Source organism: Rhizobium sophoriradicis (genome assembly GCF_025200795.1).
GTDB lineage: Bacteria > Pseudomonadota > Alphaproteobacteria > Rhizobiales > Rhizobiaceae > Rhizobium > Rhizobium sophoriradicis.
In genome coordinates this window covers 3,585,745-3,611,692 of record NZ_CP104152.1, presented here as the reverse complement: position 1 = coordinate 3,611,692, position 25,948 = coordinate 3,585,745, and the positions used below count along the sequence as shown (strand labels likewise).

Here is a 25,948-nt window from a genome sequence, read left to right as displayed (position 1 = left end):
GCGGCAGCCGGATGAGGGGCGCATCCGCACAAGTTCAAATTTCAGGAGGACAAGAATGGCAATCGAAGCATCATCGGAACAGACCCGCGAGCCGCGCATCCGGCTCGGCATGGTGGGCGGCGGCGCCGGCGCGTTCATCGGTGCGGTGCACCGGATCGCGGCGCGCATCGACGATCAATACGATCTCATTGCCGGCGCACTGTCGTCGACGCCTGAAAAGGCCGTTCAGTCCGGCCGCGACCTCGGCCTCGATCCGTCCAGGACCTATTCCAGCTACCGCGAGATGGCCATCCGCGAGGCGAAGCTGAAGAACGGCATCGAGGCGGTGGCGATCGTCACGCCGAACCATGTGCATTATGATGCGGCCAAGGAATTCCTGAAGCGCGGCATTCACGTCATTTGCGACAAGCCGCTGACCTCGAACCTTGCCGATGCCAAGAAGCTGAAAAAGGTCGCCGACGAAAACGGCGCGCTGTTCATTCTGACGCATAATTACACCGGTTATCCGATGGTCCGCCAGGCGCGCGAGATGATCGCGAACGGCGAACTCGGCGATATCAGAGTCGTCCAGGCCGAATATCCGCAGGACTGGCTGACCGAAGCGGTCGAGCAGACCGGCCAGAAGCAGGCCGCCTGGCGCACCGATCCGGCCCAGTCCGGCGTCGGCGGCTCCACAGGCGATATCGGCACCCATGCCTATAACCTGGCCTCGTTCATATCGGGCCTGGAACTCGACAGCCTGGCCGCCGATCTCGACAGCTTCGTGCCCGGCCGCCGGCTGGACGACAATGCGCATGTCATGCTGCGTTTCAAGGCGAAGGGCTCGGAGAAGCCGGCCAAGGGCATGCTCTGGTGCAGCCAGGTCGCACCCGGCCATGAGAACGGCCTGATGGTCCGCGTCTACGGCAGCAAGGGCGGCCTGGAATGGACGCAGAAGGATCCGAATTACCTCTGGTACACGCCCTTCGGTGAACCGAAGCGGCTGATCACCCGTGGCGGCGCCGGCGCCGGAGCTGCTGCCGGCCGGGTTACGCGCGTGCCGTCAGGGCATCCGGAAGGTTATCTCGAGGCCTTCGCGACGATCTATACGGAAGCCGCGCATGCGATCAACGCCCGCAAGAAGGGCAAGGCGGTCGACAAGGCGGTAGTCTATCCCACAGTCGATGACGGCGTGAAGGGTGTCGCCTTCGTCGAAGCCTGTGTTGCCTCGTCGAAGAGAAACGGCGCCTGGGTCAAGCTCTGAGGCTTGGCGATCCGCGTGAAATTGGCGGAGCCCGCGAAAATGCCGAGGCGGCCATTGGCTGCCTCGGCCTGTCCGTCATTCGTCAGGCCGCAGCGCGGTTGCGCTTCGTCAAGCTGTCGACGCTGAGCGGCCCAGCGCCTGCCGCCACCAGATAAAGAAATACGAAGCAGAACAGGATCGCCGCGACGCCGCCATTCTGCGCGGGATAAAAGCTCTTTCCCGCATGGCCGATGAAATAAGCGAAGGCCATCAGGCCCGAAAGCACGAAGGCCGCGATGCGGGTCTGGAATCCGACCAGGACGAGGAAGCCGAGGGTGAGTTCGATCAGCCCGGCAATCCAGGAGAGCGAGCCCATCGGCGGCACGCTTGCCGCGGCGGGAAAATGCAGGATCTTCTGCGTGCCGTAGCTGAAAAGCACAAGCGAGGAGATGATGCGCAGCAGGCTCAGCAGATGCGGCTGCAGCAGATGGATCGAAGACAGCATTGGGTTCCTTTCATGTTTGCGATGTCTTCGCTGTGTAGTGATCGCCGCCTCGGCAGCAAGTCACGACTGCTGACATTCGCGTTATGAGATCCGTTGCGGTCGGAACGTGATGTCCGAAGCGATCAAATGATGCCGGTCATGGCCGTTCCGCCCTTCCTACTGCAACGTTGCAGCTTTTCTTGGCCGAGACCTGTACTTTGCTTTTCGGCTTGGCTAAATCCGGCCCAATGGCCAGTCCATATGCTCAGAGACGGGGATTAGAGATGATCGATGCCAAGACGCTTGCAAGCCGCTTTCCCGGTGACTTTACCTTCGGCGTTGCCACCGCCGCCTTCCAGATCGAAGGCGCGAGCAAGGCCGACGGCCGCAAGCCGTCTATCTGGGACGCTTTCTGCAACATGCCCGGCCGCGTCCATAACCGCGATAATGGCGAAATTGCCTGCGACCATTACAACAGGCTGGAGCAGGACCTTGATCTCATCAAGGAGATGGGTGTCGAAGCCTATCGCTTCTCCATCGCCTGGCCGCGCATCATCCCCGATGGCACAGGCCCGGTGAACGAAGCGGGCCTCGATTTCTACGACCGACTGGTCGACGGCTGCAAGGCGCGGGGGATCAAGACCTTTGCGACGCTCTACCATTGGGACTTGCCGTTGCTGCTTGCCGGTGATGGCGGCTGGACGGCGCGCTCGACGGCTTACGCCTTTCAGCGTTATGCCAAGACGGTGATAAGCCGCCTCGGCGACCGTCTCGACGCCGTCGCGACCTTCAACGAACCCTGGTGCATCGTCTGGCTGAGCCATCTCTATGGCATCCATGCTCCCGGCGAGCGCAACATGCAGGCTGCCCTTCACGCGATGCACACCATGAACCTCGCCCACGGCCTCGGGGTCGAGGCGATCCGCTCGGAAGCTTCGAACGTACCCGTCGGCCTGGTGCTCAATGCCGCCTCGATCATCCCGGGCTCGGACAGCCCGGCCGATCTTGCCGCCGCCGAACGCGCGCATCAGTTCCACAACGGCGCCTTCTTCGATCCCGTCTTCAAAGGCGAATATCCGAAGGAATTCGTCGAGGCGCTCGGCGACCGGATGCCTGTCATCGAGGACGGCGACATGAAGCTGATCAGCCAGAAGCTCGACTGGTGGGGTCTGAATTACTACACGCCCGAGCGCGTCGCCGACGATGCTGACCGCAAGGGCGATTTTCCGTGGACCGTGAAAGCGCCGCCGGCAACCGACGTCAAGACCGACATCGGCTGGGAAATCTATGCGCCGGGCCTGAAGCTCCTCGTCGAGGGTCTCTATCGCCGCTACGATCTGCCGGAATGCTACATCACCGAGAACGGTGCCTGCGACAATGCCGGTCTCGCCGATGGCGAGGTCAATGACACGATGCGCCTCGACTATCTTGGCGACCATCTTGACGTCGTCGCAGATCTCATCATGGACGGCTATCCGATGCGCGGCTATTTCGCCTGGAGCCTGATGGACAATTTCGAATGGGCGGAAGGCTACCGCATGCGCTTCGGCCTCGTCCATGTCGATTATGAGACGCAGCTGCGCACGGTGAAGAAGAGCGGCAAATGGTATCGCGACCTCGCGGAGCAATTTCCGAAAGGAAACCACAAGCCGGGTCAGCGGTTTGTCTGAGCGCGAATCCTGCCGGCAGCGGGGCAAAAAATGAACCGACAAGATCTGCAACAGCCGCGTGCTTAAACGTTTCTGAACCCTTGGCTGGCAAAGTCCGATGGTCAGGGAGCGGTAATGCAGATACTCGGAAAATTGCAGCGCAAAGGATCGGGAATAGGCCGTCACATCACCGTTACCGGCGTGCTGTTTTCCTTTGCGGTCATCGTTGCGGTCGCCACCATTATGGTGTTGACGGCAATCGAACGCGTCGCTCAAAATGCCAATGTCCTTGATGACGAGCGCTCGCGCGAAACGACGATCGGCGCGTTGAGGACCTTCGAGGATCAGCTCGGCGCGACGCTCGACGATTATGCCGCCTGGGACGACGCCGCCGCCAACGTCTACGCGCCAGATGGGATGGGGTGGACGATCAGCAACTACGGCGAGATGTCGGTCAATAGCTCGCTTTTCGACATGGCGATCGTCATCGATGATGCGAGGAATGCGATTATAGCCTATCGCGACGGCAAGCCGATGGAGGAGCCGCTCGCAGATTTCTTCGGGCCTTCTCTCTGGAAGCTGCTCGATACAGCGAAGGCGGCCGGCCCAGTCGACAGGCCTCAGGCCGTCGGCTTCATCAGCACCAAACGCGGGATTGCAGCTGCCGGCGTGGCCCTGGTGCGGCAGAAATCCGGGGCACTCGATGTGCCGGCCGGTCAACATCGCTATCTTATTTTCGCCCGTCATCTCGATGACGACAGGGTGAGCGCGCTCGGCCAGACCTATGTCATCGGTGGCCTGCGGCTGGCGCCGCCGACCTTCAACGCCGGTTATCTGGTGCCCATCGTCGATCCGATGGGGGCCACGCTCGGCAAGCTGGTCTGGACCTCGCGCTCACCGGGGAATGTGGCCTATGCGCAGGTGCGGCCGATGGTCCTCGAGGCGCTCGGTCTGGTCGGCTTGTTTTTCGTGGTGCTGCTGGCCATCGGCTGGCTCGCCGGCCGCCGCTTGAAGGCGGAGGAAAACAGGGCCCGCGAGGAGGCGCTGCGCGACAGGCTGAGCGGGCTGTCCAATCGCGAGGGTCTCGGGCTGGCTGTCGACCGCTTTGTCGCCGAAGCCCGCCAGAGCAGGCGCAATGTGCTGCTCCTCTATCTCGACCTCGACGGTTTCAAGGAAGTCAATGACAGCTATGGACACGGCACCGGCGACCAGTTGATCCGCGCGGTCGCGGCCGGGCTCAAGGTGTTGATTCCACAAGGTGCGGTTCTCGCCCGCATCGGTGGCGATGAATTTGCGATCGCCTTTCTCTCCGACGGCGAGAATGCCGCGGCGCTGCAGCTTTCCGAGCAGATCCTCGATTTTCTGGTCGATCCGCTGGAGATCGGTCGCCGCGTCGTCGTCGTCGGGGCCAGCATAGGCATCGCCATGTCGCCTGCCGGCGCGATCGACCGCGAAGAGCTGGTGCGCCGTTCCGATCTTGCCATGTACAAGGCGAAGGAGGCCGGTCGCGCGCGCATGACGCTCTACGATCCGTCGATGGATGCGGACCGCGAGCAGCGCAATGCGCTGGAGCTCGATCTCAGGATCGCCATCGAAAGCGGCGACCTGACGCTCGCCTATCAGCCACTGGTCGATGCAACCACGCATGCGCTGAACGGCGTCGAAGCGCTGGTGCGCTGGAACCGCCCGGGCCACGGCCCTGTTTCGCCTGAAATATTCATTCCAATCGCCGAGACCAGCGGGCTGATCGAATCGCTCGGCCTGTTTGTGCTGCGCAAAGCCTGCGAGACGGCCAAGCAATGGCCGGAACTCAATGTCTCAGTCAACGTCTCGCCCGGCCAGTTCCGCAATCCCGCCTTCACCGACTATGTGCGCTACGTGTTGAAGCAGACGGAGATCGAGGCCAGCCGCATCACGCTGGAGATCACCGAAGGTTACATGATCCAGAATCCGCAGCGCACCCGCCAGTCGATCGAACGGCTGAAGGGGCTGGGAGTGAAAGTGGCGCTCGACGACTTCGGTTCCGGCTTCTCCTCGATAGGTTATCTGAGGCAGTTCGGCTTCGACCGCATCAAGATCGACCGCTCGCTGGTCATGGGGGTCAACGAGGACAAGCGCCAGCGCGAAATGCTGCAGGCGACGGTGGCGCTCGCCCGTTCGCTCGATATCCCGGTGACAGCTGAAGGCATCGAGACCGAAGGTCAGGCCGTCGCCATGCGCCTGTTCGGCTGCGACTGTCTGCAAGGCTACTTGTTCGGAAAGCCCATGGTGGCCGAGCGAATTACCGACATGCTCAACGAGCTTCGTGCTGCGGAGCCGTCGAACCGGCGCCGTCTCGGGGCCGCCTGACGGCGAATTCGCGGGCAGCAAACCCGTCCAACGGAACAGGCTCAGCTGCCGATATGCCGCTGGCCGCGTTTTCTTGCCAGCGCGATCTGGTGCTGCCGCTGACGGTAGCGCAGCCGGTCTTCCTCGGTGCGCGCGTGATAGCAGTGGCTGCAGGAAACGCCTTCCTCATAGAGCGGCGAGGTGATTTCCTCTGAAGTGATCGGATTGCGGCAGGCGTGGCACAGCTTGTGTTCGCCCTCCTTCAGCCCATGCTCGACGGAGACGCGTTCGTCGAAGACGAAGCAGGCGCCGTCCCAGAGGCTTTCTTCCGGCGGCACGTCCTCCAGATATTTCAGGATGCCGCCCCTGAGATGATAGACCTCGTCGAAGCCCTCAGCCTTCATGAAGGCCGTGGCCTTCTCGCAGCGTATGCCGCCGGTGCAGTACATGGCGATCTTCGGCTTGTTGTGCAGGCCGGAATTCTGACGCACCCAGTCCGGAAATTCGCGGAACGTCTTCGTCTTTGGGTCGAGCGCGCCGCGAAACGTGCCGATCGCCGTTTCATAATCGTTGCGCGTGTCAATGACGATCGTATCGGGGTCGGAAATCAGCGCGTTCCAGTCCTGAGGCGCCACATAGGTGCCGACCACCTTGTTGGGGTCGATGTCTTCGACGCCCATGGTAACGATTTCCTTCTTGAGCTTCACCTTCAGACGCAGGAAAGGCATTTTCGACGCGCGGCTTTCCTTGTGCTCCAGCCCCGCAAATTCCGGCTGGGCACGCAGGAAGGCGAGCACGGCGCCAATGCCGGCATCCGGTCCCGCGATCGTGCCGTTGATGCCCTCATGCGCCAGAAGCAGCGTTCCCTTGACGCCGTTCTCTTCGCAAAGCGCCTGCAGCGGCGCTTGCAGGCTGGCAAAGCGCGGTACGGAAACGAAATGGTAGAGCGCCGCTACGAGGAACGGGCCGGTGTGTGTCAGGCTGTCGGTCATGGCCGGGAAATACAGAAAATCGGCGGCTTGCGCAATTGCCTTCGCCGGTAGCGGCTTTGACGGTTACCGATTATGCTTTCGCCGTCCATTCCGAAAACGGCCGCACGCCGAAGCTTCGGTCGGGAGTGTCGTCGAGAATGCTGATGAACTCGATCGAGTGTCCATCCGGATCCTTGAAATAGATCGACAGGGCCGGCATCCAGCCGAGAACCACCGGCTCCGTCGCCGGCTCGCCGGTAAAGCCGAGAGGTTCAACACCCTTTGCCTTGAGAGCGGCGGGCGCCTGCAGCACACCTTCGACAGTCATGCGGAAGGCAATATGCAGCCGCATCCTCAGGGGTCCGGTTCCGGTTTCCCAAAGGCCGAGCATGCCAGTCTTCCTGTCGTCCACCCAGAGGAAAGCGACTTTGCGCTCCTCGAATGACGCCGCCGGTTCGAGTCCGACGACATCCCGGTAGAAATCCGTGGAGGTCTTGAGGTCGGCAACGGTCAGATGCGTCTCGTAGAGCCCGAGCAGCTTTGGCATAGCAGCATTTACGGCAATCATTGTTTCCTCGCAGTCAGGTCTGCTTGGTCGGTTGCCGGAGGGTAGGACCCCAAGTCTGGTTGAGGTCAATGGGCTTTCTTTCGACATTTACGAGGCGCTGGCGCAATCGCAATAATGACGTCGCCGCTCAGCCTGCGACCGTCAGCCAGAGGAGCTCGATGCGCCTGTGCTTCCTCGTCGGGATCATCGGCGAAAATGGCTTCTGCTTTGACAAGCGCCTGCCGCCGGTCCTCCTGCTGGCGGAAGATGATGGCGTCGAGCAGATGCGCCAGATCATCATTGCGGGTGAAGAGCTGCGGCTCGGCTTCCACCAGTTCGCAGAGCACGGCCAGGTCGTTAATATGACCGAGATCCTCGACGAGTTCTTTGGCCACATCGCGCTTGGCCTTCATCGCGCCCGGCCAGATGTCGCGCAAAAGGGCGTGATAGAGTCGATAATCGTAGGTGCGTTTGCGGAGATCGTGGAAATCGTCGGCGCTGCCTGGCCATGGCAGGCGGCGAGCGCAGCCTTGGCCTTGCGCGCGGTGCGGCGCCAGCTGTTTGCCAGCTTGCGGGCATTCTTGCGGTGATCGCCATCAAATGAGACTGTAGCGCGGGCGGCAATCGCTTCTTTCAGAACGTCAGAGGTTTCCGCGAGCCGTTGCTCCAGGCCGCTTTCGGCCTCCGCCATCCAATCACGCCGCCCTTCGAGAATAGTGACAATCCGGCCGAGCGCTTCGTTCTCATCCGGCTCACGGGCCGACTGCTGCAGATATTGCGCCGTGCCGATAAGAGCGGCTGCGTCGCGGATTGCCGACAGCGAGCGTGCGACATCGCGCAGCCTTGTATTTTCATGTTCTTGGAATTCCGGCGCCTCGCGCGCTACGAGCCCGTAGAGCGAGCGCAATCGCTTCAGGTTCTTGCGGGAGGAATGGATCGCCTCATGCGCGCCGTCCGGTCGCTCCTCAAGAACCGTGATGGCGCTTTCCAGCTGCTCGGTCGCGACGCTCCGGAACGCCTCGGTGAAATCGGCGTCAGGCCGTATGCGATAGGCCATGCCTATCGTGCCCATACTCCGTGGCAAGGGCTTGGTTGGAATAGCGGAAATCGCCGGTCACTTCGCGGCCAAGCCAGCTGGGCAGGGCCGGGTTGTCGGTTTCCGCCGCCATTTCCACCTCAGCGATGACAAGTCCGCGATGCTCGCCGGCAAAAACGTCGACCTCCCAGACGAAGCCCTGATGCGGAACGCGGTAGCGCGTTTTCTCGATGACGATGCCGACCGCGTTCTGCAACAGCTCCTCGGCATCGGCGATCGGAATGTCATATTCGAATTCGTCACGGGTGATGGCGCTGCGGCCGATCTTGATCGTCAGCTTCGCGTTCCTGCCGTCAAGGGTGCGCACCCGAACGGAACGGTCGTCCATCGAGGCGATGTAACCCTGCCTGAGAACGGACTTCGTTTCGACGGCGGACCGCCATCCATCGCTGCGTACCAGAAACTTCCGCTCGATCTCTTTCGCCATATCGGTGAACCTTTTGTGACGAGTGCGGCACGGTATCCCACTTTCCCGGTATTTCATACCCACCTGTCATATGAATTGGTTTTATCTCGACAAGGTTCCGCAAGGGCGTTATTCGGGGTCGAATTCAATCGTTTCAAGGAAGTCGCACGGCCATGGGCGAGAAAACAGAGAAGCTCCTTTCCATCCTGAAACTCCAGCCGGTCGTCCCGGTCTTGATCGTCGACGATGCCAAGTCGGCGGTGCCGCTGGCCCGCGCGCTCGTCGCAGGTGGCCTGAAGGCGATCGAGATCACCATGCGCACGCCGGCCGCCCTTGAAGCCGTGCGCGCCGTCGCCGCCGAGGTCGAAGGCGCCGAAGTCGGCGCCGGTACGATTCTCAATGCTGCCCATTGGGAAGCGGCCGTCGAGGCCGGTTCGAAGTTCATCGTCAGCCCGGGCACGACGCAGGAGCTGCTCGATGCCGCCGCCGATTCCGACGTGCCGCTGCTTCCGGGCGCTGCCACCGCCAGCGAAGTCATGGCGCTGCGCGAAGAAGGCTACCAGGTGCTGAAGTTCTTCCCGGCCGAGCAGGCCGGCGGCGCCGCCTTTCTCAAGGCGCTTTCCTCACCGCTTGCCGGCACGCTGTTCTGCCCGACCGGCGGTATTTCGCTGAAAAACGCCAATGATTACCTGTCGCTGCCGAACGTCATCTGCGTCGGCGGTTCCTGGGTGGCGCCGAAGGAACTGGTCGCCGCCGGCGATTGGGCAGGCATTACCAAGCTTGCGGCCGAGGCGGCAGCTCTGAAGGCCTGACATTGGATTTTCTTAGGGGTGCGCTTCTTGGCGAGCCCCATATTTGTATTTCAGCCGTCGCAAACCTATGTTCTCCTCCAGCCTCAACAGGGAGATGACGAGGAATGTTCGACGCGAAGAAGCTTCTCGACCAATTCTTGGGTTCGCAGGTGCCGGGTCTCGGCGGATCGGTCCGCGATAGGGCGGGCGATGCCGTGCAGACGGCAAAGAACAACCCGATGAAGACCGGTGCGATCGCCGCCGCACTTCTCGGCACCAAGACCGGCCGCAGTATTGCCGGCAATGCCCTGGCGATCGGCGGTCTTGCCGCCATTGCCGGCCTTGGCTACCAGGCCTACAAGAATTACCAGGCGGGGCAGGCGCCTGCAGCCCCCTCGGATGCACCCTCGGCAAACAATCCGGTTCTTCTGCCGCCGCCTGTCGAATCCGGTTTCGGGCCGGCGTCGCCTGCCGGCAGCAACGAATTCGTGCTGGTGCTGATCCGTGCGATGATCGCCGCCGCCAAGGCCGACGGCCATATCGACGATGCCGAACGCGCCCTCATCATGGACAAGGTCAAGGCCGCCGATGTCAGCGGCGAGGCTGCGGCCTTCATCGAACATGAACTCGCGTCGCCGACGGATATCGATGCTCTCGTCGCAGCGGCGGTGACGGAAGAACAGCGTGTTGAGCTCTACACCGCTTCGCGGCTCACCATCGAACCGGATTCGCGCGCTGAACGCGGCTACCTCGATCTGCTCGCCGGGAGGCTCGGCCTCGCCGACCAGCTGGTCGACCATATCGAGGCGACGGTGTCTTCCGCCAAGACGACCTTGTCACAGTGACACCTCGGCCGGTTGCCTTTATGGGGCGGCTGGCCTATCCCACTCCTACATAAGGGAGTGAACATGCGCGATCTTGCAAATTTCAAAGGCTGCCCGGCGCCGGAGCCGGTGATGCTGAAGGGCCGTTTCGTCACCGTCGAGCCCTATCAGCGTGCGGAGCATCTCGAAGCGCTGTGGGAAGGTCTCGGCGGCATGGGCATCAACCCGCTGCTGCTTTATTTCGCGCAGGACGATTTCTCCGGTATCGAGGATTTCGCCAACTGGCTGGAAGCCGTCAACACCAAGTCCGGCTGGCTCACCCATATTTTCCGCGACAACGCCACCGGCAAGATTGTCGGCATGGCGAACTATATGCGCGCCGACCCGGCAAACGGCGTCGTCGAGATCGGCGGGGTGGCGCATGGCGCCGACATGAAGCGGTCGCCGCTGTCCACCGAGGCGCATTACCTGATGGCCAAACACGTCTTCGAGGATCTCGGCTACCGTCGCTACGAATGGAAATGCGACAATAACAACGAGGCGAGCAAGACGACGGCGGTGCGGTACGGCTTCAGCTTCGAAGGCGTGTTCCGCCAGCACATGATTTCCAAACATCGCAACCGCGACACCGCTTGGTTCTCGATGATCGATGCCGAATGGCCGCTGATCAACGCTGCCTTCGAGGCTTGGCTTTCGCCGCATAATTTCGACGCCGCCGGCAACCAGATCCGGCGATTGCAGGATATCCGCGCCGATCTGGAAAAGGAAAGGCTCGCGTGAATCAGGAGAGCCGCTCGCAGGCGATCGCCGCCGCCATCATTCTGCTCGGCGCCGGCCTCGTCATTTATTTTCTGCCGACCATCGTCTTATGGATCGGCAATTTCTCGCCGGTGCTGGGAATTGCCGTCGGCGTCTGCCTGATCATGGCGTTTTTCGCGGTCTTCTGGCTCAGGGCGCGTTACCAGCGCGGCCGAGAAAAATAAGGTCAGCCCTGCAGGGAGGCGCCGAGCAGCAAGACGCCCATCAGGATGACGAGAAGCGCGCCGAGGATTTCGATGGCGTGGCCGATCCAGATCGAGGCGGTCGAGCCGCGTCCGGAGAGGCGGACGGCAGCACCCTTGGCGGTGACGGCGAGGGTGGCAAGCACGGAAACGGTGATCGCGGTGCCGAGCGACATGGCGGCGACCGACAGCATGCCGCCGAGATAAAGCCCGTTCAGCAGCGAGAAGGTCATGACCAGGAGCGCGCCGGAGCAGGGGCGAAGGCCGACGGCAACGATCGCCGACCAGGCCTCGCGGGCGCTGAACTTGTCGCCGGCGAGCAGGGCCGGATCCGGCAAATGGGCATTGCCGCAGGTCTCGCAGACCATGCCGGGAACGAAGGTATGGCCGGCGCCGACGGCCTGCGCCTTGCCGTTGAAGGCATAGGCCTGGCGTTCGGACGCGTTGTCCTTCCAATCGAGCATCATGCTGACCGGGCCGGCGGATGTCGCCATCAGCCGGCGGCGCGGCAAATTGCCCGCCATGGAGCGCAGTTTGCGAAACAGCAGCCAGCCGCCGAAGAAGATGACCATGACGAAGCTGGCGATTTCCATCGCATGGGTCGCAGCCGTCAGCGTGATGCCTGTGCCGCGCAGCACCAGCCAGGCGCCGCCGACCAGGGCGACGGCGACGACGCCCTGGATGAACGCCGAAATGAAGGAAATCACCACGCCGCGCTTCAGCTCGACCTCGTTGGCGATCATGTATGAGGAGATGACCGCCTTGCCGTGGCCGGGGCCGGCGGCATGGAAGACGCCGTAGGCGAAGGAAAGACCGATCAGCGATGTCAGCTGCCACGGATCCTCGCGCATGCCCTTCAAGGCATCCGTCAGCGCCCGGTAAAAGGCCTGCTGCTCATAGTTCACATAGAGCAAAAGCGGTGCGAACGGTCCGCCAGTCGGTTGAAAACTCGGTTCGGCCGTGCCGATGCCGAGGGGCGATTGCGCATGGGCGAGGCTTGCCGCCATCACGAGCGCAAGAAGGGCTGCGGAAAGGATGAAGGACGGGCGTTTCGTCAGCATGTAACCTCCAGCCGGGTGGCGAAGAGTTTGGACATGTTGGTGCCGGTGGGATCGTTAAAAAAGGCATCGGTCAACGACTGCTTGTTTTCCGAGATCACCTGGTCGGCATCGGGCCTGACCACCTGGTGTTTGCACGCCTTGAAGCCGTCGCCGACGATTGAAAGTTCGGCGTCGGTCGGAAAGTCGATCGACGTATAGAGCGTCGGGTCGTAGACGCCGAAGCTCAGCCTGCCCTTGAGCGGCATCTTCTCCGCCGGCTTCACCGCGAAGAACATCAGCAGCTGGCCATCCTTGTAGTCGACATGGATGATGTCGGGCTGCTGGACGGTGACGTTTTTCCCGTTGACCGTCAGGTTCATGTAGTAATCGTAATCGGCAAGCGATTGCTTCACCGTTTTGCCGACCTGCGCGAGTTCGTTCGGCTCGAGCTTCAGATCGGTGTTCTTGTCGAAATCCATGACGACCGAGGAGGAGAAGACCTCGTCAAAGCGCCAGACATTGCGCAGTTCCTCGACGCTGCCGTCAGCGCCGGCAACGACTTCGAGCCGCGCCTCCACGAAGATGTGCGGATGCGCAAAGGCGGCGGCTGGCGCCAGCGAAAGAAGCGCGGTCATCAATGGTATGGATTTTTTCATGCGTCCCGCTGCCTTATTCGCTCGACCCGAGTTCTTGCCAGAAATTGGGACGGAATTGGGACGGCCTGCCGGCTGAACTTGCCCGGGATCACCCGATCGTCCGGCCGCGCGGATCATTTGGTGCAGCCTCACGGATGCTTCTTGAACCAGTTGTGCAGGTAGTCGACGAAGATCCTCACCTTGGCCGGCAGGTAGCGCCGGTGCGGATAGACGGCATAGATGCCGCGGTCGGTCGGGATGTAGTCGTTGAACAGCGTCACCAGTTCGCCGCTCTCGATCGGCTTGCGGGCGATGAAATCCGGAATGAAGGCAATACCGATGCCGGCAAGGGCCGCGCGCAATGTCGCATGCGGGCTGTTGACCTCTATCGGCCCGGAAACGGCGACCGCGAACGAGGTGTTGTCGGGATTGTAGAAGCGGATGCTCGCCTGACTGCGCGCGTTGGTGTCGACGATGAAAGGGACGTTGGAAATATCGCTCGGATGCTCGATGTTCGGATAGCGGGTGAGAAACTCCGGGGTGGCGCAGAGATGGATCCGGAAATCGGAGATCTTGCGGGCGATCATGCCGGAATCCTCGAGCTTGGTGATGCGGATCGCCACGTCGAAACCTTCCTCGATCAGATCGACGAAGCGGTCGTCGGCGGCGATCTCCAGCGAAACCTCGGGGTTCTCACTGGCGAAATCGATCAGCGACTGGCCGACATCGGCGTCGACGAAGGTGCGCGGCACCGAGATGCGCAGCCGTCCTTTGAGCTGCGCATTGTTTTCGCGCACGAGATCGGCGAGGTTGTCGATCTCCTTGAGGATATCGGAGGCGGTGCGGTAGTAGGTATGGCCGGCCTCGGTCATCGAGAACTGCCGGGTGGTACGGTTGAGCAGCAGCGCGCCGAGCTCATCCTCCAGTTCGCGCACGTATTTGGAGAGCAGTGCCTTCGAGCGGCCGGTCCGGCGCGCGGCGGCGGAAAAGCCTTCGGCCTCGACGACATCGATGAAGGCGCGTATGCGGGTCAGAGTGTCCATGGCCTTCCCCAAGCTGTTTCGAAACGTTGAACAAATTGGCCCGAGCTGTTCAATTATTTTTTTGACCCCAAGATCAAAAAAACGCTTGATTGTGAAGGCGAATATTCTTATTTCCACCTCAGCCCAAAGTCGCACGTGCCCATGGGTGTCCGCCGAGCCCTCGAATTGGTGAGGAAATCGGTAAGGTACCTGGAATTAACCCCTCCAGTCGCTATTCCGGCCAACCGGAAAATGCGAGGACGCCTGAAGCAACGACGGTGCGGGCCTTTTTGTTCTCTCCCTGCTTTCCATCAGCGGGGGTTACTGAAGAGGCACACCATCATTGCCGGAAGTGCGGTTGGGATTCTCCCTCCAATCCATGGCAGACAAAGCCGAACTTACACCGCATCGCGGCGTTGGTTCACTATCCGCGCATCGAGCGCTTGCTATGGTTCCGGGGTCTCCACCGGCTGGTTCCAATGCGAGTTCTCGTATGCCCTTTGTCCTCCGGTTCATGCCGGAGCTCTGGAACTGGAAGAGGGAATCGATATGACCACCCAGCGCATCCGCGACTTTCTCGCAACCCGACGTCCCGACGGTCCCTGCCTCGTGGTTGACCTCGATGTCGTTCGCGACAATTTCCAGGCCTTCCGTCACGCCATGCCGGACAGCGCGATCTACTACGCCGTCAAGGCCAACCCGGCCCCTGAGGTGCTGAAGCTGCTCGCAGGTCTCGGCTCCAATTTCGATTGCGCATCCGTTGCCGAAATCGAAATGGCGCTCGACGCCGGTGCGGCCGCTGCCCGCATCTCCTTCGGCAACACGATCAAGAAGGAGCGTGATGTCGCTCGCGCTCATGCGCTCGGCGTCAGCCTCTTTGCCGTCGACAGCCACGAGGAAGTCGAGAAGATCTCGCGCGCCGCTCCCGGCGCCCGTGTCTTCTGCCGGGTGCTGACCGATGGCGAAGGCGCCGAATGGCCGCTGTCGCGCAAGTTCGGCTGCGTTCCGCAGATGGCCGTCGACGTTCTCGTCTACGCCCACCAGCTCGGCCTGCAGTCCTACGGCGTCTCGTTCCATGTCGGTTCGCAGATGACCAAGGTCGATGCCTGGGATTCGGCACTCGCCGATGCGAAGCGCGTTTTCGTATCGCTTGCCAAGCAGGGCATTCACCTGCAGATGGTCAACATGGGCGGCGGCTTCCCGACGAAGTATCTGCGCGACGTTCCGTCGGCAGAGGCTTACGGCAAGTCGATCTACCAGGCGCTGCGCACGCATTTCGGCAACCAGATCCCGCAGACGATCATCGAGCCGGGCCGCGGCATGGTCGGCAATGCCGGCGTCATCAAGGCGGAAGTCGTGCTGATTTCGAAGAAGTCGGACAATGACGATGCCCGCTGGGTCTTCCTCGACATCGGCAAGTTCGGCGGTCTCGCCGAGACGATGGATGAAGCCATCCGCTATCCGATCCGCACGGAGCACGACGGCGACGAGATGGAACCCTGCGTCATCGCCGGCCCGACCTGCGATTCGGCCGACGTGCTCTACGAGAAGAACCTCTATCCGCTGCCGATCTCCCTTTCGATCGGCGACGAGGTCCTGATCGAAGGCACCGGCGCCTATACGACGACCTATTCGGCGGTCGCTTTCAACGGCTTCGAGCCGCTGAAGGCCTACGTCATCTAAGGTCGTTTCCGCCGGCCCCGTAACCAGCCGGGGCGGCAACTTCACAATTTTCATTCATCGCCGCTGATAACGGTATTGGGTACGGGAGGCCAAGATGGCCGCTGTTCTTGATTCTGTCCGCGCATTCTTTGCGCCCACCACCTTCGCCATCGACGCCGAAAATCCCTCGGATGTCGTTGCCCGTGAAAACTTGCTCGACCGCGTCATGGGACCGGACCGCCGCAAGAAGTCGTCGGAGAAGATTCGCCGCAACCGTGTCCCGGCCGAGGGCTTGGCGCTCGTCGCGCGTGACCGCGACGGTCATGTCATCGGCACGGTGCGGCTCTGGAACGTCGAGGCCGGCGTCAATGATGCAGGCACGCCGATCAATGCGCTGCTGCTCGGTCCGCTCGCCGTGGATGGCCGTCACGGCGGCAAGGGCATTGGCGCGGCGCTGATGCGCGCGGCGATCCTGGAGGCGAAGAACCGTGGGCACGGCGCTGTCCTGCTCGTCGGCGACGCCGCCTATTACGAGCGTTTCGGCTTCTTCGCCGAAAAGGCTCGCCATCTTGTCATGCCGGGTCCGTTCGAACGCTCGCGCTTTCTGGCGCTCGAGCTCACGGAAGGCTGGCTTGACGGCGCGGCCGGCATGATCGTCCCCTCGGGGCGCATGCTGACCGGCGCGCCGGTTCGCCGCGCCGCCTGAGGCTGTGCCGATCGGCTGGCGGGGGTGGAACGTCCTTACCCCGGCCGGCAATATCCGCGCCGTTTGATCATGGAGGCAGGCGGGCCTGCCGTGGTTGCGGCGCGGATTGTCCTTTTGGCGGCCGACGCGGCGCATGATCACCGGCGCACGCGGCAACACAATCGCGTGAAAAGTGCCGCCGGCCCGCGAAGATATCGCTGAGATATCCTATCTTGCGCCGCATGCTCCGTGTTCTCTCCTTTCTGCTTCTTTTCTCTCTGCCGCTTGCCACAACGGCGCCGGCCACTGCCCAGAGCGTAGCCCGCGCCAGCACCGGGCTTGACCCGCGTCTCGATCAGGCGGCTGATGACCCGGCGATGCGGCCGCTCAAGGTGGTGATCGTCGCGCGCGGCGGGCGGGTGCTTGCCGAACGCGGTTTCCACGGTCATTCACCGGCAGAATCGACCAATATCAAATCCGCTTCGAAGTCGATCATTTCGGCGCTGGTCGGTATCGCTATCGACAAAGGCCTGCTGAGGGGGCCGGATCAGAAGATCGCACCGATCCTGAAGGCCGATCTGCCTGAAACACCCGATCCGCGCCTCAACGACATCACCATCGGCAATCTTCTCTCCATGCAGACTGGGCTCGATCGCATGTCGGGGCCGAATTACGGCCGCTGGGTCTCCTCGCGTAACTGGGTGCGTTTTGCCCTTTCGCAGCCTTTCGTCGATCAGCCCGGTGGAGAAATGCTCTATTCCACCGCATCCACGCATCTGCTGTCGGCCATTCTCACCAAGGTCAGCGGGCGGTCGACGCTGGCCCTGGCGCAGGAATGGCTGGGTCCGGTCGACGGTTTCCGCATCGGCGCATGGGAGCGCGATCCGCAGGGCATCTATCTCGGCGGCAACCAGATGGCGATGAGCGCCCGCTCCCTGCTTGCCTTCGGCGAACTCTATCGCAACGGCGGCAAGACCGCCGAAGGCCGCCAGGTCATCCCCGCCGACTGGATCTCCCGATCGTGGCAGCATCGCACCAACTCACGCTTTTCGGGCGACGAATATGGCTATGGCTGGTTCACGCGGCAGATCGGCGGCGAGCAGGTGCATTTCGCCTGGGGTTACGGCGGGCAGATGCTCTATATCGTGCCGTCGCTCGATCTGACGGTCGTCATGACTTCGGAAGAGAGCGGTCCGTCCGCCCGAAATGGCTACCGGGATCTGCTGCACGGTCTGTTGGCTGACATCATCGGCGCGGTGCGGGCCGCCTGATTAAAGCGCCCGTGCATCTTGGACAATCAGCAGGCCGCATAACGACCGAAGCACATTTCGGAAAGATCTAGATATTTTGATCCATGGTCTCGGCCGGGATTTCGTCGGCGCGGTGGATGCGCACGACGGTGGCCGGCACGCCGGCGACCGTACAATGTTCGGGAACCGGCTTCAGCACGACGCTGCCGGCGGCGATCTTGCTGAAGGCGCCGATTTCGATATTGCCGAGGATCTTGGCGCCGGCGCCGATCATGACGCCATGGCGGATCTTCGGGTGGCGGTCACCGGTTTCCTTGCCGGTGCCGCCGAGCGTGACGCCCTGCAGGATTGATACTTCATCCTCGATCACGGCCGTTTCGCCGATGACGATTCCCGAGCCGTGGTCGAGCATGATGGAAGCGCCGATTCGTGCGGCCGGATGAATATCGGGGCCGAAGACCAGCGAGGCGAGATTGGCGAGCCAGGTGGCGATCTCCGGCCGGCCGGCGTTCCAGAGCGCGTGGGCGACGCGGTGCGTCTGCAGCGCATGAAAGCCCTTGAGGTTGAGGAGCGCGTGCAGAAATGTCGTGCAAGCGGGATCGCGCTGGCGCACGGCTGCGAGGTCCGCCTCGACCTTCCGCATGATGTCGTCGCTCAGGGTCGACAGGATGAGATCCAACAGATTGCCTGTTTCCACCTGCGTCACGGAAAGCCGGGCGGCGAGTACCCGGGCAAGGATCTCATTATTGCCGATGGCATCCGTCACCTCTGCGGCAAGCAGCCGCCGCAATATCGGCTCTCGCGCCGCAAGCTCGGCTGCCTCGGCGCGGATGGCGTTCCAGACGGACGCATCACCCAAAGGCGGCGGCTGTTGCTCGGCTACACCGAGGCCGGTCGATTTCGGCATTGGCATTTCCTCTGTCACCCACGCGCAGGAATACCTGCGTGATTTTTCATGTTTGGCCCATGCAAAGCATTTGGCAAGATGGATTCGGGGGCCTGGCGCGTGTCCTAGTCAGACGGGTTCAAGCCAGGCGTCAGCTCGGTAAACCGGCGCCAACGATAAAGCACGTCAGGCTCTTTTTCCTCATTGTCGCTGCCATCGGTCTCTTCCTCGATGGAAAAACCGTGCCGCTCTTAGAAAGCGCGGGCGCCCCTGTTGCGCTGGAACGTCCAGAGCCTGATCTCGTCCATCTCTTCCTTGGCGCAGCCGAGGAGCAGGGAACCGATACCCTTTGCCTGGAAATCCGGGAGAACGTAAAGCTGCTCAATCCAGCCATCGCCATAGGAGATGACGCCGACAAGGTCATTTCCCATGGCGGCGCCGAGGATGGTGCAATTCGGCAGGAGATGCATGCGCCAATATTGCTCTTCTTCGTCTGGGGTGTGGATATCGAGCAGCCAGGGCAGGCGCTGCCACAGGGCGACGCGCCTGATTCTTGCCGCCGCCTGCATGTGCTCGGCGCCAAGCGCCACGATTTCCGGTTCCATCACGGCGTCGTCCATTGCCGGGATGCGGCTCACGCCGAAATATCGATAACGCCACAATCGCCGGCTTCGGAGGCGAAGGCGAGCAGCTTGCCGTTTGCGCTCCAGCTCATCGCCGTGATCGCGCCCTTGCCGGGGCGGCGCAGCAGCGCTTCCTTGCTGTCGGCGATGCGTACGGCCAGAATCATGCCGTCGATGAAGCCGATGGCAAGAATGTCTTCCAACGGGTGGAATCTCACCGAGGTCGCCATGATATTGGCGCGGGTGCCGAGTTCGAGCGGCGACTTACCCATTGGCCCGTCCTTGCCTTGGAAGGGCCAGACGATCGCTGCGGGCGCGCCCGACGAGGCGAGCCATTTGCCTTTGATCGACCAGGAAAGCGATTTCACCTTGGCGGGATAGCCCGTCATGCGCATATGCCGGGCCTCGGCACCGGGTTTGCTGTCGAGCTTCCAGCCGTGCAGGGCATTTTCCTGCATCGAGGTGACGAGGAAATTGCCGTCAGGCGAGAAGGTGACGCCGGTATGCGCGCCCTTCCATTCGAGATCGACCGGTTTGGCGCTCGTGCCGACCCAATGCAGCGACACGCCGTTGTAACGGGCGGCGGCGATGCGCAGGCCCTTCGGCGCGAAGGCGAGGCCTTCGACCGTGCGCTCCTCGGGGAATTCCTTGGTGGTGCCGTCGGCGAGGCGGACGAGCGAGCTCTTGCCGTAAGAATAGGCGACGGCGCCCTGCGGGCCGGCCGCGACTTGCGAGATCCACTTGCGTGGCGCCGTTGCGAGTTCGCTGACGCTGCCATCGGCGGCAATGCGCAGAACCTTGCCGTCCTCGCCGCCGGAGATCAGGCTTTCGCTATAAGGATCGCGGATGGCGGTGAGCATGCCCTGATGGGCTTCGCAAACCTTCTCGCCGCCGTCCAGCCGGTGAAACGTGCCGTTTGCGTTTGCGAAGAAGGGAATGTCACCTAAAAATTCGACGGCCAGGACGTGGCCGTCGAGATCAAGCGGTGCAACTGTCGGCATCAGGCGGCTGCCTCGCAGGCCTTGAAGGAGGCCTCGAGCTTTTCGCGGTCGAGATCGCGGCCGATGAAGACGAGACGGCTTTCATGTCTCTCGCCGTCCTTCCAAGGCCGCTGATGATCGCCCTCGATGATCATGTGCACGCCCTGAACGACGTAACGCTCGGGATCGTCCTTGAAGGCGATGATGCCCTTGAGACGCAGAATATTCGGGCCCTGAACCTGGGTGATCTTCTGGATCCAGGGGAAGAAGCGCTCCGGGTTCATCTCACCGCCGCGCAGCGAAACCGACTGCACCGTCACATCATGGATCGCCGACATCGCGCCATGGTGATGATGGCCGTGATCGTGATCATGATGGTGATGATCGTGATCGCAGTCCGGGCCGCAGACATGGTCGTCATGGCCGTGCTCGAGGAAATGCGGATCGTTTTCGAGCGCCCGCTCCAGGTTGAAGGCGCCCTGGTCGAGCACGCGGGCGAGGTCGACGCCCGAGCGGCTGGTCTTGTAGACCCGGGCGGCCGGGTTGATGGCGCGGACAATGTCCTCGATCACGTCAAGTTCTTCCGCCGTCACCAGGTCGCTCTTGTTGATGACGACCACGTCGGCGAAGGCGATCTGGTCTTCGGCCTCGCGGCTGTCCTTCAGGCGCAGCGGCAGGTGCTTGGCGTCGACGAGAGCGATGACGGCGTCGAGCTCGGTCTTGGCGCGCACGTCGTCATCCATGAAGAAGGTCTGGGCGACCGGCACCGGATCGGCAAGGCCCGTCGTCTCGACGATGATGCCGTCGAAGCGGCCGGGGCGGCGCATCAGGCCTTCGACGACGCGGATCAGGTCGCCGCGCACGGTGCAACAGACGCAACCATTGTTCATCTCGTAGATTTCTTCGTCCGACTCGACGATCAGGTCGTTGTCGATGCCGATCTCGCCGAATTCATTGACGATGACCGCATACTTCTTGCCGTGGTTTTCCGACAGGATGCGGTTGAGCAGCGTCGTCTTGCCGGCGCCGAGATAACCGGTGAGCACGGTAACGGGAATGGGCTTTTGGGTGGCAATCGCGTCGGTCATGGGAACCTCTAGAATTAGGCGTGCGGCCGGGCGGCTTTGGATCGGCTGCTTGAAACGGTTGGTCTCATATAATGGCATGGGTGCGGCAGTTCAAAGGGTTTTATAATGTTATAAGATCACATCATCTGCGGGCGCGGATCGGTCGCCCTCACCGGAGCTCGCCGAGGTCGAAGGCATCGACATCCTCGAGCAATTCCATCAGCCCCTTCGCTGCATGGGCAATCAGCACCTCGCCCTTTTCGGCTGTCGCGGCCGCGGCGTTGCCCGCCGCGCCTTGCGAATTGAGATCCGACATTTTCCAGCCGAAAGCGTGCGGCCCGTAGGCGCGCAGATGTTTGAAGCGTTTGGCAAATTCCGTCTGTCGCGAAGGGAAATCTGCAGCCTTCGCCATATCAACCCTGTCAGGATGAAGCGCCAGCATCACCGAGGTCTCGATATCGCCGCCATGAATGCCGATCGCCTTTTCCACGGGAGGGATCACGCCATCCGGCAGGCCGAAGCGGGTCCAGCTCGTCGCCACGGCCAGCATGGCAAAGCGGACTCGCGCCTCCGTCGCGACGATCGTCATCAGCGGCGAGTTGCCGCCATGGGCGTTCAGCATCACCAACTTGCGGATATTCTGCTTGGCAAGGCCTTCGGCGATGCCGAGCCAGCGGTGGACGGCCTCGTCGAAGGTGAGCGTCTTCGTTCCTTCAACATCCATATGCTCTATGGAGTAGCCGACCGATTCGGCCGGTAGGAAGGTGACCGGCAGGCCGGCGGGCAGGGCCGCCTTCAACCGTCCGGCAATGCCTTCGGCAATCAGCGTGTCGGTTTCGAAGGGCAGGTGAGGGCCGTGCTGCTCATGCGCGCCCAGCGGCAGCACGGCGATCGGGCAGCGCCTGCCGGCGGCGGAGGCCGGGTCGCTGTCCTCGAAGCGTGGCGAAGGCGTCATCATCCGGTCGTTGCCTCTTGTTTATGACGAGATCATGGGCAATGTCATATCGCAGCGGCGTCGGTGCTTAAAGATCAAAGGGATGGCTATGGGAAAGAAGCGTAAGGACGGCAAGAAGAGCAAGTCCAAGAAGAAGGACCAGACGGAGTATACGCTCGTCGATCTCTCGCCGGCGCTGACCCAGGCGGCTCGTTCCATGCGTACGGTGCTCTCGCGCAACCTGTTCGAAAGCGGCCTTTATGCCGGCCAGGACGGCGTCATTCTCTCGCTCGCCGAGAGTGACGGCATGACGGCGGGCGCTCTTGCCCAGAAGCTCGGCGTCAAGGCGCCGACGATGACGCGCACGATCGGCCGCATGGAAGCGCAGGGCTTTCTCGAGCGCAAGCCCGACGCCGAGGATGCGCGCCTGACCAAGGTCTATCTCACTCCGCTCGGCCGCGACAGCGTGCAGGCGATCGAGATGGCGGCGTCCGCCTGCGACAGACTGGCGACACTGGAGTTTTCAGACAAGGAAATCCGCAATCTCGTGCGTCTGCTGAAGGCGATCGACGCCAATCTGCAGGCCGAAGCGCTTCCTCTGGAGGAACCGGACGAAGAGTGAAATTTCGCAAAAAAGACGAATTGCCTCCACCTGTTAAATCTTTTAATTAAACATTTTAAGGGGCCGCACCAGTTTTCCGACGCGGTCTGCTGTCTTGCGTGCTGCCTAGGGGAGGAGGACACGTGGTCCAGAAGATCAAGCTTTCGACAATCGCCGAAACGCTCGGCATCTCAACGGCGACCGTATCGCTTGCCCTGCGCGACAGTCCGCTCGTCGCCGGCAACACGCGGGAGAAGATCAAGGAACAGGCGCGCGCGCTCGGCTATATCTACAACCGCCGTGCCGCCAGCCTGCGCACCTCGCGCTCCGGCATTATCGGCGTCGTCGTGCACGACATCATGAACCCGTTCTACGGCGAGATCCTGAAGGCGATCGAAAGCGAGCTCGATCGCAGCCGTCACACCTTCATCCTGTCCAACCACTACGACAACGTCGAAAAGCAGCGCACCTTCATCGAGACGCTGCTACAGCTCGGCGGCGACGGCGTCATCATGTCGCCGGCGATCGGCACGCCGCCGGAAGATCTGCAGCTGGCGGAGGAAAACGGCATGCCGGCAATCCTGGTCGCCCGCTCGATGGACGGTCTGGAGCTGCCGACCTATCGCGGCGACGACAGCTACGGCATTTCGCTCGCCACCAACCACCTGATCGGTCTCGGTCATCGCTCGATCGCGATGATCGGCGGCACCGACCAGACGTCCACCGGCCGCGACCGCTACCAGGGTTATGTCAATGCGCTGCGCAAGGCCGGCATCGAAGTCGATCCGAACCTGCGCATTCCCGGCCCTCGCTCGAAGCAGGGCGGTTTCGAGGCCGCGGTGCATTTCCTCTCGCTGCCGCAGCAGCCGACGGCGGCCGTCTGCTGGAACGATCTCGTCGCCATCGGCCTGATGAACGGCATTGCGCGTGCCGGGCTGGTACCGGGGCGCGACATTTCCGTCACTGGTTATGACGACCTCGAGGAAGCCTCGATCGCCACGCCGGCACTGACAACCGTCTGGAACGGTCAGACCGAAGTCGGCCGCCTGGCGGCGCGCGCGCTTCTCGATCGTCTTGCCGGCAGCCACGAACCTGACGGCATGCATCTCATCAAGCCGGAGATGCGCATTCGCCAGTCGACCAGTCCCCATCGGCCCCGCGCCTGAACCAAAAGCCCATCCAAGAGGAAAAGCCATGTCCCGCATCGCCATTCTCATTCCTGGGAAGATACACGAGCGTGTTCTCGAAAGACTGAAGGATCGTTTTGAGATCATCGCCGTCACCCGAGAGGAAAAGCTGGGGCTCGAGGACGAGACTGCCGCCCGCATCCGCGGCGTCGCCGTCTCCGGCGCCTTTCCCGGCGCCTGGATGGATCAGCTGCCCGGTGTCGAGGTGATCGCCAGTTTCGGCGTCGGTTATGACGGTATGGACGTAAAGCGTGCAGCCGAAAAGGGTATCGTCGTCACCAATACGCCCGATGTCCTGAATGACGAGGTGGCCGATACGGCGATCGGCCTGCTTTTGAATACGATCCGCGAATTGCCGCGGGCCGAAGCATGGCTGCGCGCGGGCAACTGGAAGCCGGGCACGGCCTATCCGCTGTCGCGTTTCTCGCTCAAAGGCCGCCATGTCGGCCTTTACGGCCTCGGCCGCATAGGCCTTGAAATCGCCAAGCGGCTGGAGCCCTTCAAGGTAAAGATCAGCTATCACACACGCTCGCGCCATGCCGATGCGCCCTATGATTATTACCCTTCGTTGAGCGGGTTGGCCGAGGCGGTGGACACATTGATCGCCATCGTTCCGAAGACGCCGCAGACGCATAAGACGATCGATGCCGATATTCTGGCTTCTCTCGGTCCAAACGGTATTCTCGTCAATGTCGGCCGCGGCTGGACGGTTGATGAAGAGGCGCTGAGTGCCGCCCTTGCATCAGGCGCGCTCGGTGCGGCCGGCCTCGACGTCTTCTATGAAGAGCCGACCGTGCCGGCCACGCTGCTGGAACCGGCCAATGCCGTGCTGCTGCCCCATGTCGCCTCGGCCTCGGTGCCGACGCGCAACGCAATGGCCGATCTCGTCGCCGACAATCTGATCGCCTGGTTCGAGAAGGGATCGGCGCTGACGCCGGTGCCGGAGACGCCGCAAAAGGCCTGAGGACACCCAGCCTGCTGCCTCTTCAGGCGATTGCCTGTGCCGCGGTCGCTGGCAATTTCGCGGTGGCATAACTGCGGACGGCGTCGCCGAAGGCGGCAAACAGCCGGTTCGACATCTTGTCGGTTTCGGCCCAATATTCCGGATGCCATTGCACGCCGACGGCGAAGGCCTTGGCATCGATGACGGAAACGGCCTCCACAGTGCCGTCTTCGGCGGTGGCTTCCACCTGCAGGCGTGGCGCGGTCCTGGCGATCGCCTGGCGGTGCAGCGAGTTGACGCGGATATCGCCCGGGCCGAGGATGCCGGCAATGCAGGACCCTTCCTTGACGTGGACAGTCTGGCGAATGGCGTACATGCCGTCACGGTCGACGCCTTCCGGCCGGCGGTGGTCCCAGATGCCGGGCTGTTCGTGGATCTCGCTTGCCAGCGAGCCGCCGAGAGCGACGTTCAGCTCCTGAATGCCGCGGCAGATGGCGAGCAGCGGGATGGCGCGGTCGATGGCGCGGCGGATGAGCGGCAGGCTTGTGGCGTCGCGGGCGGGATCGAAGGGGCCGTCCTTGTCGTTCGCCACGGCGCCGTAAAGCGAAGGATGCACATTGCTGGCCGAGCCCGATACCAGCAGACCATCGACGCGGTCGAGGATTGCGTCGGTGTCGTAGCCCGCTTCGAAAGCCGGGATGACAAAGGCCATGACGCCGGCTGCATTCAATGCGGCACTGAGATATTGATGCTGCACGGCGTGCCAGGTCGCGCCGTCGAAGCTGCGAATATCGGCAGGAATGGCAACGATCGGTTTCGTCATGTTCGCCCCGGTGAAATCTTCTGCTTGTCGTTTTTGCCGCCAGAATGGCCGCGAAGTCAACGTTTGGCTGCAACTGGCGGCCGATTTCCGCCAGCGCCTTGCCGTGGCGTCTGGTCTCGCGGCTAAGCTGCTGATTTTGATGGGTGCCTGCCTGTTGCCTTATTGCCGACTTGATGCCAAAGGCTAATAGACTAAAGCTTGAATCGCGGCCCTCGCCATGCTTAGCTCTGCCCTCGCTGCGGGTAGGGGTGAAGATTGGCCGCGCAGTGCCATCTATACGGGAGGTTTTTG

General features: G+C 62.2%; 26 protein-coding genes and 2 pseudogenes. 14 read left to right on the top strand and 14 right to left on the bottom strand.

Annotation, left to right across the window (positions count from 1 at the left end; translation table 11 throughout):
• The first annotated feature begins 55 nt into the window (after nucleotides 1–55).
• Entirely contained in the window at nucleotides 56–1,243 is a 1,188-nt protein-coding gene (locus N2597_RS17750; protein WP_077990760.1) for a Gfo/Idh/MocA family protein, read from the top strand.
• Nucleotides 1,244–1,325: 82 nt separating this feature from the next.
• On the opposite strand, the gene N2597_RS17745 is transcribed toward N2597_RS17750, so the two are convergent.
• Nucleotides 1,326–1,727, bottom strand: coding sequence for a DoxX family protein (locus tag N2597_RS17745; RefSeq protein WP_077990758.1), 402 nt, complete (start codon nucleotides 1,725–1,727; stop codon nucleotides 1,326–1,328).
• Between the two features lie 263 nt (nucleotides 1,728–1,990).
• Between N2597_RS17745 and N2597_RS17740 the strand changes: the two genes are divergently transcribed.
• Together N2597_RS17740 and N2597_RS17735 are read left to right on the top strand one after the other, a co-directional pair.
• A complete protein-coding gene (locus tag N2597_RS17740; RefSeq protein ID WP_106795909.1) occupies nucleotides 1,991–3,376 on the top strand; it encodes a GH1 family beta-glucosidase in 1,386 nt (461 codons plus the stop codon).
• 114 nt (nucleotides 3,377–3,490) lie between these two features.
• Nucleotides 3,491–5,704: a putative bifunctional diguanylate cyclase/phosphodiesterase gene (locus N2597_RS17735; protein ID WP_183599544.1), complete on the top strand. Its 2,214-nt coding sequence runs from the start codon at nucleotides 3,491–3,493 to the stop codon at nucleotides 5,702–5,704.
• Between the two features lie 41 nt (nucleotides 5,705–5,745).
• Here the strand turns inward: N2597_RS17735 and trhO are convergent, their stop codons facing one another.
• The 4 genes and pseudogenes from trhO to N2597_RS17715 all read right to left on the bottom strand — a co-directional run bounded on the left by trhO (nucleotide 5,746) and on the right by N2597_RS17715 (nucleotide 8,724).
• Nucleotides 5,746–6,675 (bottom strand): oxygen-dependent tRNA uridine(34) hydroxylase TrhO, encoded by a 930-nt coding sequence (gene trhO, locus N2597_RS17730; protein WP_077990752.1) that lies wholly within the window; start codon nucleotides 6,673–6,675, stop codon nucleotides 5,746–5,748.
• A gap of 70 nt (nucleotides 6,676–6,745) precedes the next feature.
• The gene (locus tag N2597_RS17725; RefSeq protein WP_077990750.1) at nucleotides 6,746–7,222 is read right to left on the bottom strand and encodes a VOC family protein; all 477 of its coding nucleotides are present in this window, start codon (nucleotides 7,220–7,222) and stop codon (nucleotides 6,746–6,748) included.
• A 65-nt stretch (nucleotides 7,223–7,287) separates the two neighbouring features.
• Nucleotides 7,288–8,258: pseudogene (locus tag N2597_RS17720) on the bottom strand (CHAD domain-containing protein).
• Complete coding sequence (locus N2597_RS17715) at nucleotides 8,236–8,724, bottom strand: CYTH domain-containing protein (protein WP_009993598.1); 489 nt, start codon at nucleotides 8,722–8,724, stop codon at nucleotides 8,236–8,238. The pseudogene N2597_RS17720 and the gene N2597_RS17715 overlap by 23 nt, the downstream one beginning before the upstream one ends.
• 152 nt (nucleotides 8,725–8,876) lie before the next feature.
• On the opposite strand from N2597_RS17715, the gene N2597_RS17710 reads away from it, so the two are divergent.
• The 4 genes from N2597_RS17710 to N2597_RS17695 all read left to right on the top strand — a co-directional run bounded on the left by N2597_RS17710 (nucleotide 8,877) and on the right by N2597_RS17695 (nucleotide 11,301).
• Nucleotides 8,877–9,515: a 2-dehydro-3-deoxy-phosphogluconate aldolase gene (locus tag N2597_RS17710; RefSeq protein ID WP_106795913.1), complete on the top strand. Its 639-nt coding sequence runs from the start codon at nucleotides 8,877–8,879 to the stop codon at nucleotides 9,513–9,515.
• 104 nt (nucleotides 9,516–9,619) lie between these two features.
• Nucleotides 9,620–10,339: a tellurite resistance TerB family protein gene (locus N2597_RS17705; RefSeq protein ID WP_039622297.1), complete on the top strand. Its 720-nt coding sequence runs from the start codon at nucleotides 9,620–9,622 to the stop codon at nucleotides 10,337–10,339.
• A 63-nt stretch (nucleotides 10,340–10,402) separates the two neighbouring features.
• Nucleotides 10,403–11,098 (top strand): GNAT family N-acetyltransferase, encoded by a 696-nt coding sequence (locus N2597_RS17700; protein WP_183599542.1) that lies wholly within the window; start codon nucleotides 10,403–10,405, stop codon nucleotides 11,096–11,098.
• The gene (locus tag N2597_RS17695) at nucleotides 11,095–11,301 is read left to right on the top strand and encodes a hypothetical protein (protein ID WP_010059443.1); all 207 of its coding nucleotides are present in this window, start codon (nucleotides 11,095–11,097) and stop codon (nucleotides 11,299–11,301) included. The genes N2597_RS17700 and N2597_RS17695 overlap by 4 nt, the downstream gene beginning before the upstream one ends.
• A gap of 2 nt (nucleotides 11,302–11,303) precedes the next feature.
• On the opposite strand, the gene N2597_RS17690 is transcribed toward N2597_RS17695, so the two are convergent.
• The 3 genes from N2597_RS17690 to N2597_RS17680 all read right to left on the bottom strand — a co-directional run bounded on the left by N2597_RS17690 (nucleotide 11,304) and on the right by N2597_RS17680 (nucleotide 14,037).
• The gene (locus N2597_RS17690) at nucleotides 11,304–12,380 is read right to left on the bottom strand and encodes a nickel/cobalt transporter (RefSeq protein ID WP_096763712.1); all 1,077 of its coding nucleotides are present in this window, start codon (nucleotides 12,378–12,380) and stop codon (nucleotides 11,304–11,306) included.
• Nucleotides 12,374–13,015: a DUF1007 family protein gene (locus N2597_RS17685; RefSeq protein ID WP_077990744.1), complete on the bottom strand. Its 642-nt coding sequence runs from the start codon at nucleotides 13,013–13,015 to the stop codon at nucleotides 12,374–12,376. The genes N2597_RS17690 and N2597_RS17685 overlap by 7 nt, the downstream gene beginning before the upstream one ends.
• Before the next feature lie 128 nt (nucleotides 13,016–13,143).
• Nucleotides 13,144–14,037 (bottom strand): LysR family transcriptional regulator, encoded by an 894-nt coding sequence (locus tag N2597_RS17680; RefSeq protein WP_183599540.1) that lies wholly within the window; start codon nucleotides 14,035–14,037, stop codon nucleotides 13,144–13,146.
• Between the two features lie 528 nt (nucleotides 14,038–14,565).
• Here N2597_RS17680 and odc2 point away from each other — a divergent pair.
• From odc2 to N2597_RS17665, 3 genes are all read left to right on the top strand, one after another.
• Nucleotides 14,566–15,699: an ornithine/lysine decarboxylase gene (gene odc2 / locus N2597_RS17675; RefSeq protein ID WP_183599538.1), complete on the top strand. Its 1,134-nt coding sequence runs from the start codon at nucleotides 14,566–14,568 to the stop codon at nucleotides 15,697–15,699.
• A gap of 94 nt (nucleotides 15,700–15,793) precedes the next feature.
• Complete coding sequence (locus N2597_RS17670) at nucleotides 15,794–16,384, top strand: GNAT family N-acetyltransferase (protein ID WP_106795917.1); 591 nt, start codon at nucleotides 15,794–15,796, stop codon at nucleotides 16,382–16,384.
• Between the two features lie 221 nt (nucleotides 16,385–16,605).
• Nucleotides 16,606–17,634, top strand: a complete 1,029-nt coding sequence (locus tag N2597_RS17665) for a serine hydrolase domain-containing protein (protein WP_183599564.1) — start codon at nucleotides 16,606–16,608, stop codon at nucleotides 17,632–17,634.
• Between the two features lie 67 nt (nucleotides 17,635–17,701).
• Here N2597_RS17665 and cysE read toward each other — a convergent pair whose 3' ends face one another.
• From cysE to N2597_RS17640, 5 genes and pseudogenes are all read right to left on the bottom strand, one after another.
• Entirely contained in the window at nucleotides 17,702–18,520 is an 819-nt protein-coding gene (cysE, locus tag N2597_RS17660) for a serine O-acetyltransferase (protein ID WP_038691363.1), read from the bottom strand.
• A gap of 104 nt (nucleotides 18,521–18,624) precedes the next feature.
• Nucleotides 18,625–19,119: pseudogene (locus N2597_RS17655) on the bottom strand (N-acetyltransferase family protein).
• Between the two features lie 14 nt (nucleotides 19,120–19,133).
• Nucleotides 19,134–20,123, bottom strand: a complete 990-nt coding sequence (locus N2597_RS17650) for a WD40 repeat domain-containing protein (protein ID WP_183599536.1) — start codon at nucleotides 20,121–20,123, stop codon at nucleotides 19,134–19,136.
• Nucleotides 20,123–21,190, bottom strand: a complete 1,068-nt coding sequence (locus tag N2597_RS17645) for a CobW family GTP-binding protein (RefSeq protein ID WP_077990724.1) — start codon at nucleotides 21,188–21,190, stop codon at nucleotides 20,123–20,125. Before N2597_RS17645 ends, N2597_RS17650 begins: the two co-directional genes overlap by 1 nt.
• Before the next feature lie 148 nt (nucleotides 21,191–21,338).
• The gene (locus tag N2597_RS17640) at nucleotides 21,339–22,127 is read right to left on the bottom strand and encodes a creatininase family protein (protein WP_077990721.1); all 789 of its coding nucleotides are present in this window, start codon (nucleotides 22,125–22,127) and stop codon (nucleotides 21,339–21,341) included.
• Nucleotides 22,128–22,212: 85 nt separating this feature from the next.
• Here N2597_RS17640 and N2597_RS17635 point away from each other — a divergent pair, with 85 nt between their 5' ends.
• The 3 genes from N2597_RS17635 to N2597_RS17625 all read left to right on the top strand — a co-directional run bounded on the left by N2597_RS17635 (nucleotide 22,213) and on the right by N2597_RS17625 (nucleotide 24,855).
• Nucleotides 22,213–22,725, top strand: a complete 513-nt coding sequence (locus N2597_RS17635; RefSeq protein WP_009993768.1) for a MarR family winged helix-turn-helix transcriptional regulator — start codon at nucleotides 22,213–22,215, stop codon at nucleotides 22,723–22,725.
• A gap of 122 nt (nucleotides 22,726–22,847) precedes the next feature.
• Nucleotides 22,848–23,870 (top strand): LacI family DNA-binding transcriptional regulator, encoded by a 1,023-nt coding sequence (locus tag N2597_RS17630; RefSeq protein ID WP_029532233.1) that lies wholly within the window; start codon nucleotides 22,848–22,850, stop codon nucleotides 23,868–23,870.
• Between the two features lie 28 nt (nucleotides 23,871–23,898).
• Nucleotides 23,899–24,855: a 2-hydroxyacid dehydrogenase gene (locus N2597_RS17625; RefSeq protein WP_096770602.1), complete on the top strand. Its 957-nt coding sequence runs from the start codon at nucleotides 23,899–23,901 to the stop codon at nucleotides 24,853–24,855.
• A 22-nt stretch (nucleotides 24,856–24,877) separates the two neighbouring features.
• On the opposite strand, the gene N2597_RS17620 is transcribed toward N2597_RS17625, so the two are convergent.
• On the bottom strand, nucleotides 24,878–25,657 hold the full coding sequence (locus N2597_RS17620; RefSeq protein WP_183599534.1) for a gamma-glutamyl-gamma-aminobutyrate hydrolase family protein: 780 nt from the start codon (nucleotides 25,655–25,657) through the stop codon (nucleotides 24,878–24,880).
• Here N2597_RS17620 and N2597_RS17615 point away from each other — a divergent pair.
• Nucleotides 25,635–25,844 carry a hypothetical protein gene (locus N2597_RS17615; protein ID WP_125461989.1) on the top strand — a complete coding sequence of 70 codons (210 nt, stop codon included), beginning with the start codon at nucleotides 25,635–25,637 and terminating at the stop codon, nucleotides 25,842–25,844. The two genes, N2597_RS17620 and N2597_RS17615, sit on opposite strands and share 23 nt — an antisense overlap.
• Nucleotides 25,845–25,948: the final 104 nt, after the last annotated feature.